The organism is Pasteurella oralis (assembly GCF_002850605.1).
Lineage (GTDB): Bacteria > Pseudomonadota > Gammaproteobacteria > Enterobacterales > Pasteurellaceae > Pasteurella > Pasteurella oralis.
In genome coordinates this window covers 109,066-123,966 of record NZ_NXGB01000001.1, presented here as the reverse complement: position 1 = coordinate 123,966, position 14,901 = coordinate 109,066, and the positions used below count along the sequence as shown (strand labels likewise).

Below are 14,901 nucleotides of genomic sequence, written 5' to 3'. Positions count from 1 at the left end.
GAACTTAACGTCTAAACATTCCGCCTAAACCACCAAGTCCCCCCATCATACCTTGCATGCCTCGCATCATTTTCGCCATACCACCTTTACGCATTTTTTTCATCATACGTTGCATTTCATCAAATTGTTTCAATAGTTTATTGACATCTTGTACTTGAGTACCCGATCCCATCGCAATACGACGACGACGTGAACCTTTAATAATCTCTGGATTAGCACGCTCTTTAAATGTCATTGAATTAATGATTGCTTCCATCTTATTGAACATCTTATCATCAACTTGATTTCTAACATGATCTGGTAAATTTTTCGCACCAGGCAACTTGTCTAACATTGACATCATGCCGCCCATTTTTTTCATTTCAATGAGTTGTTCACGAAAATCTTCCAGTGTGAAATTGTCACCTTTCTTGAATTTCTGTGCCATTTTTTCAGCTTTTTCACGATCTACCGAACGTTCCAAATCTTCAATCAAAGATAACACATCACCCATACCCAAAATTCGTGAAGCAACACGTTCTGGATGGAAAGGTTCCAATGCGTCGGTTTTCTCACCAACCCCTAAAAATTTAATTGGTTTACCTGTAATCTGTCGAATAGATAACGCTGCACCACCACGCGCATCACCATCTACCTTAGTTAATACTACCCCAGTTAAAGGTAATGCTTCATTAAAGGCTTTCGCTGTATTCGCAGCATCCTGCCCAGTCATTGCATCCACAGTAAATAGCGTTTCGATTGGATTAAGTGCGGTATGAATTTGCTTAATTTCATCCATCATCTCGCTATCAACGTGTAAACGACCTGCTGTATCCACAATCAATACATCATAAAATTTGAGCTTCGCCTCAGCTAAAGCAGCTTGAGCAATCGCAACAGGATTTTGGCTTACATTCGATGGAAAAAAATCTGCACTAACTGCTTGTGCAAGCGTTTCTAATTGCTTAATCGCAGCAGGACGATAAACGTCAGCGGACACCACTAATACTTTTTTCTTGTGACGCTCTTTTAAAAATTTAGCCAGCTTACCAACACTAGTGGTTTTCCCCGCCCCTTGTAAACCTGCCATTAAAATAATAGCTGGTGGCTGTGTCGCAAGATTTAAACTTTCATTGGCTTCACCCATTGCCATTTCAAGTTCAGCCTGTACGATTTTGACAAACTCTTGACCTGGCGTGAGGCTCTTATTCACTTCAACACCAATCGCGCGTTCTTTTACTTTATTAATAAAATCACGTACTACAGGTAAGGCAACATCTGCTTCTAATAATGCCATACGCACTTCACGTAGGGTGTCTTTAATATTGTCTTCAGTTAAACGACCACGCCCACTAATATTACGTAAAGTTTTAGAAAGACGTTCTGATAAATTCTCAAACATGAATTATCCCTAGTTACACAACAAAAAATTGTGTTAATTATACTGAAATCCGATAGATTTTCACCCTTTGAAATAAATTAATAGCGATTTAACGCTGAGAAAGCTAGAATAAATCAATTATTGATATAAGGAAGTCTCTATGTGGTTTGCAATTCTTTCAATGCTTTTCTATCTTGCTAGTGTATTGCTTATTACGCCTATGCTATTAAAAATTCAAGCAGGTGAGCCAGCATCGAAACCTAATAAAATTCTCTTTTTTACGACCGCACTTTTAGCAATCATACTCCATTTTGCTAACTTAACGCCGCTTTTTACGCATTTAACTAGCGGACAAAATTTTACTGTCATGGAGATCAGCTCACTAATTAGTGTCATTACCGCATCACTCGCCACTTTTGCACTTCTTTTTCATGTACGTACATTGTGGTTTTTATTACCAATTATCTACTCTTTTACTATCATCAATCTCATTTTAAGCACATTACTCCCAACTCAATTCATGTACCATTTGAGCCAAAATATTGCACTTTTCTTCCATGTTGGCTTGTCATTATTCACTTATTCCATTTGCTTTATGAGCGCTCTTTATTCTATTCAATTACTTTGGATTGATCACAGCTTAAAAAACAAAAAACTAGCATTTTCACCAATGATTCCGCCTTTAATGACCGTTGAACGCCATTTTTTCCGCCTAATGCTGACAGGTGAAATATTGCTCACTATTGTCCTTATCTCTGGCTCTTTCCACTTAGCCAAAGACTTTGCCTTACAAGATATCCAAAAAGCAGTCTTTTCGTTTCTTGCTTGGTTAGTCTTTGCGTTTGGATTAATTGGGCACTGGCGATTGCATTGGCGTGGCAAGAAAATGGTCACTTGTGCAATTTCAGGTATGATATTACTCAGTATTGCTTATTTTGGTAGTCGTGTAATGCTTGAAATATAAACAATATTTATTTATCCTTATACACAGTAAAAGTGCGGTCTAAACAAATAAAAATGACCGCACTTTTCAATTTTTGATTAACTCACAAAAGGATGCATTTTGGACAGTATTCCCCTTAGTACCTTATTTATTGCGCTTATCATTTTATTAATCATCTCGGCTTATTTTTCAGGTTCAGAAACAGGTCTACTCTCAGCCAGTCGCTATCGTCTTCGTCATCTTGCTGAGAAAGGTCATAGCGGTGCCAAAAAAGCAGAAAAATTGTTGAAAAAAACAGATGTACTACTCAGTCTGATCTTAATTTGTAATAACTTAGTCAATATTACAGCCTCAGCAATTACAACTATCATTGGTATGCGCCTATATGGTGATGCAGGTGTGGCTATTGCAACGGGAGCGCTCACTTTTGTTATGCTGATTTTTGCTGAAATTTTACCGAAAACAATTGCTGCGCGTTATCCAGAGAGAGTCGCCTTTACTTCAAGCCATTTGCTTGCGATTTTCTTACGCCTATTTACACCATTGGTGTACTTAATGAATTTAATCATTCAAGGCATTTTGGCATTACTACGTTTAAAATCGGATAATAAATCTCCTTCATTAAGCCCAGAAGAACTACGTGCTATCGTTAATGAATCTGGCAAATTTATTCCATCTGCTCACCAAGAAATGTTGCTTTCTATCTTAGATCTCGAGCAAGTAACTGTCGATGATATTATGGTACCGCGTAATGATATTGGCGGTATCGATATTGACGATGACTGGAGAGCCATTATGCGCCAACTTAATCATGCAGCACATGGTCGTGTCGTGTTATATAAAGGCAGCATGGATGAAAATATTCTTGGTATGTTACGTGTTCGTGAGGCTTATCGTTTAATGTTAGACAAAAACGAGTTTAGCAAAGAAACATTAATTAGAGCAGCCGATGAAGTCTATTTCATTCCTGAAGGTACCGCATTAAATGCTCAACTATTAAACTTTCGCCATAATAAAGAGCGTATTGGTTTAGTCGTTGATGAGTATGGCGATATCAAAGGATTAGTTACTTTAGAAGATATTTTGGAAGAAATTGTAGGCGAATTTACAACTTCAACAGCGCCTTCTATTGAAGAAGAAGTTATCCCACAATCTGATGGCTCAATGATCATTGAAGGTTCAACGAATTTACGTGACTTAAATAAACTATTCGATTGGAATCTAGATACTGAAGAGGCTCGCACCTTTAATGGCCTAATCCTTGAACATTTAGAAGAGATCCCAGAAGAAGGCACAGTATGTGAAATTAATGGCTTACAAATCACCATTTTAGAAGTAGGTGATAATATGATAAAACAAGCACAAGTTGTTAAACTTTAATCCTCTTTTACTGGCGATGAAATCAATATCATCGCCTTTTTATGCTGTACAAATACCTTTTGATCTACCTCAATATCCTCCTTTATCTGTACAAAAATCTATCGTCTTTTTTGTTTACCTCTAGCATGCCTTTTGCTAGAATTTTGCAATTGAAATTAATTCTCAATAGCGTATAATGCAAAACTTATTTTTCGCTGCAAATTAAAGGACTCTTTTTATGCCACAGTTGTTTCAATTTTTACAAAACTATATCGACTATATCATTCTTGGTTTACTTGCTTTGATGAGTTTTATTATGGTATGGCTAGTTGTGGAACGTTTTATTTTCTTAAGCAAAGTAAATGTAGCAAATTATGATAATGTGCATGAACTGGACATTGATTTACAGCGTAACCTCACTGCGATCTCTATTATCGGTTCAAATGCACCTTATGTTGGTTTATTAGGTACTGTTATTGGTATCTTATTAACTTTCTTTGAATTAGGTCATTCTGGCGGCGAAATTGATGCAGCTTCAATCATGGTACACTTATCTTTAGCGCTCAAAGCGACGGCAGTCGGTATCTTAGTTGCGATCCCATCAATGGTTTTCTATAACGGGTTAGGTCGAAAAATCGAAGTCAACCGTTTGAAATGGTTTGCCTTAAATGAGAAAAAAGCAAAACAAGCATAGGTGATAACGTGAAAAAGTTTGATGAAATCAACATTATTCCTTTTATCGACATTATGTTGGTACTGCTGGCAATTGTATTAATTACAGCCTCATTTATTTCGCAGGGTAAAATTCAAGTCAATGTACCTAAAGCAAGTACCACTGTTGCCTTTAAATCTGATGACTTAGCTAAGCTACTCACTGTGACAGAAGCAGGCGAGATCTTTTTTAATGACAAACCAATTACTGCTGAAGCTTTAGAGCAAGAAATCAGTACTTGGCCAAAAGATCAAAAAGTGACCCTGAAAGTCGATGCTAAATCTACTTTCCAAGATTTTGTTTCCATTACTGATATGATGGCAAAAAATGAAATTCGTAATGTTGCTATTGTTACTGTGAAAGAAAAGGCAACTCAATGATACAAAAAAATCGCTCATTTGTCGGGTTTGCTTTTTCTTTGCTATTTCACGTGAGTTTTGTTGCGTTCTTATATTGGTCTGTACAAAAAGATGATGAAAGTGCAAATGGCTTTGCTGCAGACATCGTCAGTACGCATATTTCAATGGAAATGCTAGCGGCAACTATATTAAACGAACCAGAGCCAGAGCCTGAACCTACGTCAGAACCTGTAGTAGAACCTGAGCAGCCAAAAGAAGAAGTAGCAGACCCAACAGTAAAACCTGAGCCACCAAAAGAACCAGAAAAGGTGAAAGAGCCAGAAAAACCGAAGGAACCTGAAAAGCCAAAAGAAAAGCCGAAGGAAAAACCTAAGGATAAGCCCAAAAAGCCGAAGAAAGAACGAAAAGATTTACCAAAATCGGATCGTGAAATTAATTCTGATTCTTCGATCAATCAACAGGCAACGACAACCGGTAATGTAACGAGTACTAACCCTAATTTAGTTGGGAAAGGGACGAATACCAATGAAATTAATGCTTATCGTTCTGCTTTACGCCGTGAAATTGAAAAACATAAGCGTTATCCAAACCGAGCAAAAATGATGCGTAAACAGGGAGTTGTCACTGTATCATTTCATATCAATAATACAGGAGCGATTAGTAATGCGCGCATTGTAAAATCATCAGGCACAGAAGAGCTAGATAATGCCGCTCTCGCAGCCGTAAATAATGCTCGCCCAATTGGACCACTTCCAGCAGGCATGGCAAATGATGTCAGCGTTCCAGTGAGTTTTAAAATCACAAATTAATAAAAAGTGCGGTAATTTTTACCGCACTTTTTATTGCAATACGCCAATAACCCCTGATAAGCCACATCGCGCCAACGCATTTCTTCTCTTATTTATCATCACTCAATATCATTTACTTTCTCAACTAACAAAAAAGGGCTAAAGCGATAAACTTTAACCCCGTTTTACGGTCATTGATATTTAAGATAATTAATGTTTAGATTGCTGATAAATTGCGACAGCTTCAGGCATTAAACGTAACAAATTTTGCTGGCGATCAGCATCGTTTGGGTGAGTAGAAGATAAAGCTGCCAATACCCCTTTTGACCCTGAAGCAGCTTTTTGCATTTTTTCCCACAGTTTTGGTGCAGCTTCTGGGTTAAAGCCTGATTTCGCCATTAACATTAAGCCAACTTCATCCGCTTCCGTTTCATTACTACGTGAATAAGGTTTATCTAATGCCCAATCTTTAGTTAAAGTGACAACTAAAGCACTACTATCAGAACCAATCACAGTTGACAAGGCAGTATGACTGACTTGTGCTAGCACATTCGTAAACTGTCCCATGTTCACTCTTTTCTTACCATGCTCTTTTAAAGCATGTGCCATTTCATGTCCCATTACGGTTGCTATTTCATCATTAGTTAACTTTAAGTTATCCACTAGCCCCGTATAAAATGCCATTTTACCGCCAGGCATTGCCCATGCATTTAGCTCTTTTGATTTGATAACGCTAATTTGCCAATTAAAAGGCTGTCCTGTCTTATTTTCTGCATTAGCATAAAGCACCATTTTATTAAAAACAGTATGAATACGTTTCGCTGTTACCGATGTCGTATCTAATACTCCTTCACTACGTGCTTTATTTACTGCTTGTAAATAAGAAGAAGCTGATTGCTCATTAATACTGGCAGAATCAGCACAAGCATTTAGTAAGAGAGCCACAGAAGAAACCAATAACATTCTTTTCATCAATTTAGTCATACATCCCTCACTCAAGATTATCACTCAGAGAAAAAATACCGCTCTTTCAAGCGGTATTAAAACAAAAATTTTATTTTTTCGCACGCTCAAATGAATCTAAAATCTCCTTACGTGCAGCTTCGACACCTTCCCAGCCTTCAACTTTCACCCATTTACCAGCTTCTAAGGCTTTATAACTTTCAAAAAAGTGCTGAATTTGTGCTTTTAACAAGGCTGGTAGATCATTCACATCTTTAATATGATCATACTCTTTGGTTAATTTGCTATGTGGCACAGCAACAACTTTAGCATCACCGCCTGCTTCATCAGTCATTTTTAACACACCGACAGGACGGCAACGAATCACTGAACCTGGCTGTAATGGATATGGTGTTAGAACTAATACATCCACAGGGTCACCATCAGAAGAAAGCGTATGGCTTACATAGCCATAGTTTGCAGGATAAAACATTGCTGTTGCCATAAAACGGTCAACAAATAATGAACCACTTTCTTTATCGACTTCATATTTAATCGGATCTGAATTCGCCGGAATTTCAATTACAACATAGATATCATCTGGTAATTCTTTACCTGCTGGTACATTTTCTAAACCCATTTTTAATTCCTTATTTTCAAGTTAATTACAAATAAAATCGCTCAATTATAGCTTTATTTAAGCGAAGTTGTCGAGCTATTGACAGATTTGTGGTCCACAACATTCCAGAAAAATCCAATAACCAATACAAATAAAAAATACACCAATTTCAAAAAAGTTATTGCCTTTTGTTTTTGCACTATTAAAATAGTGCATAATTTTATTTATAACAACAATACAGTGGTACTTTTATGACAACAACAAAAACCCCTTCTTTATTGGGCGGAGCAATGATTATTGCGGGCACGGCAATTGGCGCAGGTATGTTAGCAAATCCAACAGCAACCGCAGGAGTTTGGTTCTTAGGATCCATTATTTTACTCGTTTATACTTGGTTCTGTATGACAACTTCTGGCTTAATGATTCTGGAAGCCAACCTGCATTACCCAACAGGTGCGAGCTTTGACACCATAGTTAAAGATTTACTTGGACAAGGTTGGAACATAGTAAATGGGCTCTCTATTGCTTTTGTATTGTATATTTTAACTTATGCCTATATCACATCAGGTGGTAGCATCACTCAAAACTTCCTTAACCAAGTATTAAGCAGCAGTGGAAGTGCGGTCGAGATTGGGCGAACTTCGGCCTCATTACTTTTTTGTATGGTATTAGCAGCTTTTGTTTGGTTATCAACTAAAGCTGTTGATCGTTTTACTACCGTCTTAATTGGTGGAATGGTTATCGCCTTTATCTTATCAACCAGTGGACTAATCAGCTCTGTAAAAACAGAAGTATTATTTAATTATCTTGCACAACATGAAGGACATTACTTACCTTATATTCTTAGTGCTCTCCCCGTCTGCTTGGTATCTTTCGGTTTTCACGGTAACGTACCAAGCCTAGTGAAATATTACGATCGTGATGGTAAACGTGTGATGAAAGCAATATTTTTAGGTACCATCATCGCATTAATCATCTATGTTTTCTGGCAACTCGCAGTACAAGGGAACCTCCCTCGCCACGAATTTACCCCCGTCATCGCCAAAGGTGGTGATATCGCTGAATTATTAACGGCGTTAGGCAAATACATTCAAACAGATTACATCAGCGTAGTATTAAATTTCTTTGCTTATATGGCAATTGCGAGTTCTTTCTTAGGAGTGAGTTTAGGTTTATTTGACTATATTGCCGACTTATTTAAGCTTGACAATAGCCTATTGGGTAGAAGCAAAACGACCTTAATTACGTTCTTACCACCACTCTTACTAAGTCTTCAATTTCCATATGGATTTGTGATTGCTATTGGTTATGCTGGTTTAGCGGCAACAATTTGGGCTGTCATTGTCCCTGCTTTATTAGCTAAAGCCACAAGAAAAAAATTTCCACAAAGTAGCTATACTGTCTATGGCGGTAACTTCATGATTTATTTTGTGATGCTATTTGGCATATTAAACATCGTGGCACAAGTTGCAGCACAATTTAAAATTTTACCCATATTTTTGGGCTAAACATCACAAATTTAATGCAAAATACTTGGCTTGATACAAAATTTTGGGTATATAGTTAGCGGATGTTTTATAACAAGAGGTTCACAATGAAAAAATTCATACAATTCAGTACAATCGTATTGTCATTAGGTTTAATGAGCCAAGCTTATGCTTATACCCAGGACAAAACCTACAACATTACTGTATTACACGCAAACGACACACATGGTCATTTCTGGAAAAACAGTAAAGGTGAATATGGTTTTGCGGCACACAAAACATTAATTGATAACATTCGTAAAGAGGTAGAAAGCAAGGGCGGTTCAGTTGTTTTACTCCACGCAGGCGACTTCAATACTGGTGTACCTGAATCAGATATGCTGAATGCCAAACCAGATATTGAAGGGATGAATATGATTGGTTATGACGTTGCTGTTCTCGGTAACCATGAATTTGATTTCCCAATACAGTTGCTAGAAATGCAGGAAAAATGGGCAAAATTCCCATTAATTTCAGCAAATGTGATCAATAAAAAAACGGACAAACCATTAGTTCAGCCTTATGTGATGTTGAATAAAAACGACGTAAAAATTGCTGTAATTGGTTTAACAACAGAAGATACTGCAAAATTAGGTAACCCAGATGTCGTTGACCATGTCATTTTCAAAGACCCCATCGAAACAGCCAAAGCAACACTCACTGAAATTAATAAAGTAGAGAAACCAGATATACGTATTGCATTAACCCATATGGGTTACTACTTTGACGGTAAACATGGTCAAAATGCACCTGGTGATGTCACTATGGCTCGTACACTCGATAAAGGTGCGTTTGATCTAATTATAGGTGGACACACACATGACACCGTTTGTATTGATGATAAAGGTCAATTCAAAATGCAATACACTCCAGGTGAAGCATGTAAACCAGACTTCCAAAACGGCACTTGGATTGTCCAAGCAGGCGAATGGGGTAAATACATTGGACGTGCAGATTTTGAATTCAAAAATGGTGAAACTAAATTAGTAAAATATGAGTTAATTCCTGTTAACTTAAAACAAAAAATCAAATTAGAAGATGGTAAATCTGAATATAAGCTCTATCAACCTGAAATTGCTGAAGATCCCACTGTCTTTACTCACTTGAAAACATATCAAGATGAAGGTGATCGCTTGTTAGGCGTGAAAGTCGGTGAAGTGAAAGGAAAATTTGTTGGTGATCGTAAAATTATTCGCTTCCATCAGACCAATTTAGGTCGTTTAATTGCCCAATCTCAAATGGAACGTGTTAAAGCCGATGTGGGAATTATGAACTCTGGTGGGATCCGTACCGATATCAACGAAGGCGAAACCACCTATAAAGATATTCTTACCGTTCAGCCTTTCGGTAATATGATTGCAACTGTAGATTTCACAGGTCAGGAGCTTTTAGACTACCTCAATGTTGTGGCATTAAAACAAGTAGATAGTGGTGCATACCCACAATTTGCTGGAATTTCAATGGTCGTTGACCGTACTGCACAAAAAGTCTCTGATGTAAAAATCGGTGGTAAAGCGCTTGATTTAAACAAAAAATATAAAGTTTCCGTACCAGACTACTGTGCAGGTGGTGGTGATGGCTATCCCGTATTGAAAAGACACCCAAGTTACGTCAATACTGGTTTTATCGATGCAGAAATGCTGAAAAAATACTTTGAAGAAAACAAAGTATTAGATGCTTCTAAATACGATCCAAAAGATGACATCATCTTCAAATAAGATGACAACAAAAAGCGTCTATGATGCCCCGCAATTTTTTGAGCTATACCAAAAATTGCGGGAAAATCCCCACAGTTTAAATGAGGTCGTAGAAAAACCAACAATGCTTTCACTCTTGCCTACTCTAACAGGAAAAAAACTGTTGGATTTAGGTTGTGGTTGTGGTGAACATTTACAACTTTATTTACAGCACAATGCCCGCTATGTAGTGGGCATTGACCTCTCTGCGAATATGCTTCAACAAGCAGAGCGAAATTTATCAAAATTTGCTAAAAATCGACCGCACTTTGCTCTCTACCAGCTCGCTATGGAACAACTTTCTCAGTTGCCTGAAAATGGGTTCGATGTGATTTGTAGTTCTTTTGCCTTTCATTATATACAAGATTTTCCCCAATTATTGAACGATATCTATCAAAAACTCAATGCCAATGGGTATTTGCTCTTTTCACAGGAACACCCGATTGTGACCTGTTATCAAGGTGGTGAGCGTTGGGAAAAGGATCACAATAAGCAACAAATTGCTTATCGTTTAAATTATTACCGTGACGAAGGTGAACGTGATCGCAATTGGTTTAAGCAGCCATTCAAAACCTATCACCGTACAACTGCTACTATCATCAATAATTTAATTCAAGCAGGTTTCCAAATTGAACAAATCGAAGAACCCATGCTTGCGAATCAACCCAAATGGCAACATGAATTTAAAGATCTTCAGCATCGCCCTGTATTACTATTTATTAAATCAAAAAAAATATAAATTTTTTGTAAAAAATACTTGCCAGTTCATTTTTTTTACAGTAATTTGAATAGCAATTAACCAACAAGGAAAATCTCATGACTTTTGAACGCATTACTCATCATCACCATTTAACCTGATTGTCTTTCAGGCGTTTTATGGTGCTTGGAAGAATATGACATCTTCCGAGTGTGCGGCAAAAAGTAGCAAACAATATAAACCTCTCGGGAGCCATTTCGAGAGGTTTTTTTTATAGCAAAATTTCACAACATTAAAATAGGACAATAACATGATAGACAGCACAAGACTTCGCATCGCAATGCAAAAATCAGGACGTTTAAGCCAAGAATCACAAGCCTTATTAAAACAATGCGGTGTAAAAATAAATTTACAGGAACAGCGCTTAATTGCTTACGCTGAAAACATGCCAATTGATATTTTACGCGTACGTGATGATGATATCCCCGGTTTAGTTTTCGATGGCGTCGTTGATCTTGGTATTATCGGCGAAAATGTCTTAGAAGAAGAGGAATTAGCACGCCAAGCAACTGGTGAATTAGTTAATTACCAAAAATTACGCCGCTTAGATTTTGGTGGTTGTCGTTTATCTATCGCCATACCACAAGATGAAACTTACAATGGAATTAGTGATCTCAAAAACGCTCGAATCGCTACCTCTTATCCTCACTTACTCAAACGCTACATGCAACAACAAGGTGTGAATTTTAAACCTTGTTCATTCACAGGATCAGTCGAAGTCGCCCCGCGTGCTGGGCTTGCTGATGCAATTTGTGATCTCGTTTCTTCAGGCGCTACATTAGAAGCAAATGGCTTAAAAGAAGTTGAAGTAATTTATCAATCAAAATCTTGCTTAATTCAGCGTGCAACGCCCCTGCCTCCTGAAAAACAAGCTTTAGTAGATAAATTACTCGTGCGCATTCAAGGTGTACAACAAGCTCGTGAATCTAAATATATTATGTTACATGCAGCAAAAGACAGACTGGAGGAAGTCATTGCTTTATTACCTGGTGCAGAACGCCCGACAATTCTCCCTTTAGCTAATGATGAGAATCGTGTCGCTATGCATATGGTCAGCCAAGAAGCACTATTCTGGGAAACGATGGAACGATTGAAAGAAGCGGGGGCGAGTTCCATTTTAGTCTTACCAATCGAAAAAATGATGGAGTAAAAAGATGCCATTCACTCCATCACAGCAACAATCACTTTTAGCACAAAAAGGCATCGGTACCACCATTTTGAAGCGTTTACAGGAAATGGAACTAGATGATGTCAAACAGCTCGCTCATACTAACCCAGAATTCATCCTCCAAAGAGGTGCTGAAATCACAGGGTCAACCTGTTGGCGTAATAGCCCACAAGCGCGCAAAGCGATTGAAACTGCAGTGAATTGGGCACGAACACAATTAATCAGAGAATAAGTAAGTTACTGATATAGCAAATCACATTAACGAAATTGAAGAGAAAAAAAATGCAGACACACATTTGGAATAATTTGAGTTTTATCGAAAAACAAACCGCTCTTTCTCGCCCCACACAAACCACTGGTGAGCAAATTACGCAGGCTGTGAATGCAATCAAAACCAATGTCATGAACAATGGGGATAAGGCATTGTTTGAACTTGCAGAAAAATTCGACAAGATAAAACTCGAAAACCTTATCATCTCTAAAACACAAATTGAGAAAGCAAGTCAGCGTATTTCTACAGAATTAAAACAAGCCATTCAAACGGCAAAAAGCAACATTGAACGTTTTTACCAAGCACAAAAAAATCAAATAGTAGACATCGAAACTCAAGCGGGAGTGCGCTGCCAAGTTGTCACTCGTCCTATCCAAAAAGTGGGGTTATATATCCCAGGCGGTTCTGCTCCACTTTTTTCAACTGTGTTAATGCTTGCTGTACCAGCACAAATCGCAGGTTGCAAAACGATCGTGCTTTGCTCACCACCACCGATTGCTAACGAAATTCTTTATACAGCTAATTTATGTGGTATAGAAACTGTTTATGCTATTGGTGGCGCACAGGCAATTTTTGCTCTAGCAAATGGCACCGAAACAGTACAAAAAGTAGATAAAATTTTTGGACCAGGCAATGCATTTGTCACTGAAGCTAAACGCCAAGTACTCCAACAAGGCACCGCCATTGATATGCCAGCTGGTCCTTCTGAAGTACTGGTGATCGCTGATGAATTTGCCGACCCAGACTTTGTCGCCAGTGATCTTCTTTCTCAAGCAGAACATGGTGCGGACTCACAAGTCATTTTAGTCACTAATTGTGAAACTGTAGCAAAACAGACCGCACTTGCTATCGAACAACAACTAACACGCTTACCGAGATCAGAAACTGCACGCAAAGCGCTGTCACACAGCCGCATTTTTATCGCCGAAGATCTGCAACAATGTGTGGAAATCAGCAATGCTTATGCGCCTGAACATCTAGTTGTGCAAGTGGAAAATGCGCGTAATTTACTCCCCTTCTTAGATAATGCAGGTTCAATTTTCTTAGGTGCTTATTCTCCTGAAAGTATGGGCGACTATGCTAGCGGCACTAACCACGTTCTGCCGACTTATGGCTACACACGCACTCATTCCAGCCTTGGATTAGCGGACTTCAGTAAACGTATGACTGTGCAAGAACTCAGCCCTCAAGGCTTCAAAAATCTTGCCAAGACTGTCATGTTAATGGCAGAAGCAGAACAACTGGAAGCGCATAAACAGGCTGTTGCAATTCGTTTAGAAAAATTAACTCAGGAGTAAGTCATGTCAATTTCACCACTTTCGCGTAAAAATATTCAAGCCTTAACGCCCTATCAATCCGCACGTCGTTTGGGGGGAAAAGGCGATATTTGGTTGAATGCGAATGAATACCCGACTTCGCCTGATTTTAATTTAACCAATCGCACATTTAACCGTTATCCCGAGCCACAACCGCAAGCGGTAATTGAAGGCTATGCAAACTACGCTGGTGTTCAGCCAGAAAATGTGTTGGTCAGCCGTGGTGGCGATGAAAGCATTGAATTGATTATCCGTGCTTTTTGCGAAACCGAAGATAGCGTACTCTACTGCCCACCCACTTATGGGATGTATGCGGTCAGTGCCGAAACTTGTGGTATTGCGTTAAAAACAGTGCCTCTAACAGCCGATTTTCAGCTGAATTTACCCGAAATTGAACGCAATCTTGCAGGCGTGAAAGTAGTCTTTATTTGTAGCCCGAATAATCCAACAGGTACGTTAGTTAATCGTGAAGATTTGTTAGCTTTATTAGAAATGACCAGAGAGAAAGCCATTGTAGTGGTTGATGAAGCATATATTGAATTTTGCCCACAAGCGACAATGGTCACTGAGCTAAAAAATTACCCACACTTGGCAATTATCCGTACTCTATCTAAAGCCTTTGCTTTAGCGGGCTTGCGTTGCGGTTTTACTCTTGCTAACAAAGGGTTAATCGATGTACTACAAAAAGTGATCGCTCCTTATCCGTTGCCAGTGCCTGTGGCAGATATTGCTGCACAAGCCCTGCAAAAAGACGGCTTACAAGCAATGCAACAACGCGTGCAAGAAATTCTGCAAAATCGTACCGCACTTCAGACTGAATTAAGTAAATTGGCTTGTGTCGAGAAAATTTTTGCAAGTGATGGCAACTATTTATTAGTGAAATTTAAAGATGGACCTAAAATCTTCAAAGCCCTCTGGGATCAAGGCATTATCTTACGTAATCAACATAGTGCTTTAATGTTAGAAAACTGTATTCGTATTACTATTGGTACTGCTGAAGAAAACCAGCGAGTAATTGAGGCAATTGCTTTAATTCCCTGAGGTT

The 14,901-nt window shown here is 38.4% G+C and carries 15 protein-coding genes and 1 other annotated feature; of the genes, 12 read left to right on the top strand and 3 right to left on the bottom strand.

Going from position 1 to position 14,901, the window contains the following annotated elements; genetic code table 11:
- Positions 1–4: 4 nt before the first annotated feature.
- The gene (gene ffh / locus C0975_RS00625; protein ID WP_101774480.1) at positions 5–1,381 is read right to left on the bottom strand and encodes a signal recognition particle protein; all 1,377 of its coding nucleotides are present in this window, start codon (positions 1,379–1,381) and stop codon (positions 5–7) included.
- A 139-nt stretch (positions 1,382–1,520) separates the two neighbouring features.
- Here ffh and C0975_RS00620 point away from each other — a divergent pair, with 139 nt between their 5' ends.
- From C0975_RS00620 to C0975_RS00600, 5 genes are all read left to right on the top strand, one after another.
- Positions 1,521–2,324, top strand: coding sequence for a cytochrome C assembly family protein (locus C0975_RS00620; RefSeq protein WP_101774479.1), 804 nt, complete (start codon positions 1,521–1,523; stop codon positions 2,322–2,324).
- Positions 2,325–2,423: 99 nt separating this feature from the next.
- The gene (locus C0975_RS00615; protein ID WP_101774478.1) at positions 2,424–3,683 is read left to right on the top strand and encodes an HlyC/CorC family transporter; all 1,260 of its coding nucleotides are present in this window, start codon (positions 2,424–2,426) and stop codon (positions 3,681–3,683) included.
- A 217-nt stretch (positions 3,684–3,900) separates the two neighbouring features.
- A complete protein-coding gene (gene exbB, locus C0975_RS00610) occupies positions 3,901–4,356 on the top strand; it encodes a TonB-system energizer ExbB (RefSeq protein WP_101774477.1) in 456 nt (151 codons plus the stop codon).
- A gap of 8 nt (positions 4,357–4,364) precedes the next feature.
- Entirely contained in the window at positions 4,365–4,754 is a 390-nt protein-coding gene (exbD, locus tag C0975_RS00605; RefSeq protein ID WP_101774476.1) for a TonB system transport protein ExbD, read from the top strand.
- The gene (locus C0975_RS00600; protein WP_101774475.1) at positions 4,751–5,542 is read left to right on the top strand and encodes an energy transducer TonB family protein; all 792 of its coding nucleotides are present in this window, start codon (positions 4,751–4,753) and stop codon (positions 5,540–5,542) included. Before exbD ends, C0975_RS00600 begins: the two co-directional genes overlap by 4 nt.
- A gap of 189 nt (positions 5,543–5,731) precedes the next feature.
- Here the strand turns inward: C0975_RS00600 and C0975_RS00595 are convergent, their stop codons facing one another.
- The gene (locus tag C0975_RS00595) at positions 5,732–6,505 is read right to left on the bottom strand and encodes a M48 family metallopeptidase (RefSeq protein WP_101774474.1); all 774 of its coding nucleotides are present in this window, start codon (positions 6,503–6,505) and stop codon (positions 5,732–5,734) included.
- A 70-nt stretch (positions 6,506–6,575) separates the two neighbouring features.
- A complete protein-coding gene (gene ppa / locus C0975_RS00590; RefSeq protein WP_101774473.1) occupies positions 6,576–7,103 on the bottom strand; it encodes an inorganic diphosphatase in 528 nt (175 codons plus the stop codon).
- Positions 7,104–7,333: 230 nt separating this feature from the next.
- Here ppa and mtr point away from each other — a divergent pair, with 230 nt between their 5' ends.
- The 7 genes from mtr to hisC all read left to right on the top strand — a co-directional run bounded on the left by mtr (position 7,334) and on the right by hisC (position 14,897).
- Positions 7,334–8,590: a tryptophan permease gene (gene mtr / locus C0975_RS00585; RefSeq protein WP_101774472.1), complete on the top strand. Its 1,257-nt coding sequence runs from the start codon at positions 7,334–7,336 to the stop codon at positions 8,588–8,590.
- Positions 8,591–8,676: 86 nt separating this feature from the next.
- Positions 8,677–10,326 (top strand): bifunctional UDP-sugar hydrolase/5'-nucleotidase UshA, encoded by a 1,650-nt coding sequence (gene ushA, locus C0975_RS00580; RefSeq protein ID WP_101774471.1) that lies wholly within the window; start codon positions 8,677–8,679, stop codon positions 10,324–10,326.
- A 1-nt stretch (position 10,327) separates the two neighbouring features.
- Positions 10,328–11,083, top strand: coding sequence for a class I SAM-dependent DNA methyltransferase (locus C0975_RS00575; protein ID WP_101774810.1), 756 nt, complete (start codon positions 10,328–10,330; stop codon positions 11,081–11,083).
- Between the two features lie 97 nt (positions 11,084–11,180).
- Positions 11,181–11,316: a sequence feature (His leader region), on the top strand.
- Positions 11,317–11,351: 35 nt separating this feature from the next.
- Positions 11,352–12,251 carry an ATP phosphoribosyltransferase gene (hisG, locus tag C0975_RS00570; RefSeq protein WP_101774470.1) on the top strand — a complete coding sequence of 300 codons (900 nt, stop codon included), beginning with the start codon at positions 11,352–11,354 and terminating at the stop codon, positions 12,249–12,251.
- Positions 12,252–12,255: 4 nt separating this feature from the next.
- Positions 12,256–12,501: a recombinase RecA gene (locus C0975_RS00565; protein ID WP_101774469.1), complete on the top strand. Its 246-nt coding sequence runs from the start codon at positions 12,256–12,258 to the stop codon at positions 12,499–12,501.
- A 50-nt stretch (positions 12,502–12,551) separates the two neighbouring features.
- Positions 12,552–13,838: a histidinol dehydrogenase gene (gene hisD / locus C0975_RS00560; protein ID WP_101774468.1), complete on the top strand. Its 1,287-nt coding sequence runs from the start codon at positions 12,552–12,554 to the stop codon at positions 13,836–13,838.
- Between the two features lie 3 nt (positions 13,839–13,841).
- Positions 13,842–14,897 (top strand): histidinol-phosphate transaminase, encoded by a 1,056-nt coding sequence (gene hisC / locus C0975_RS00555; protein ID WP_101774467.1) that lies wholly within the window; start codon positions 13,842–13,844, stop codon positions 14,895–14,897.
- Positions 14,898–14,901: the final 4 nt, after the last annotated feature.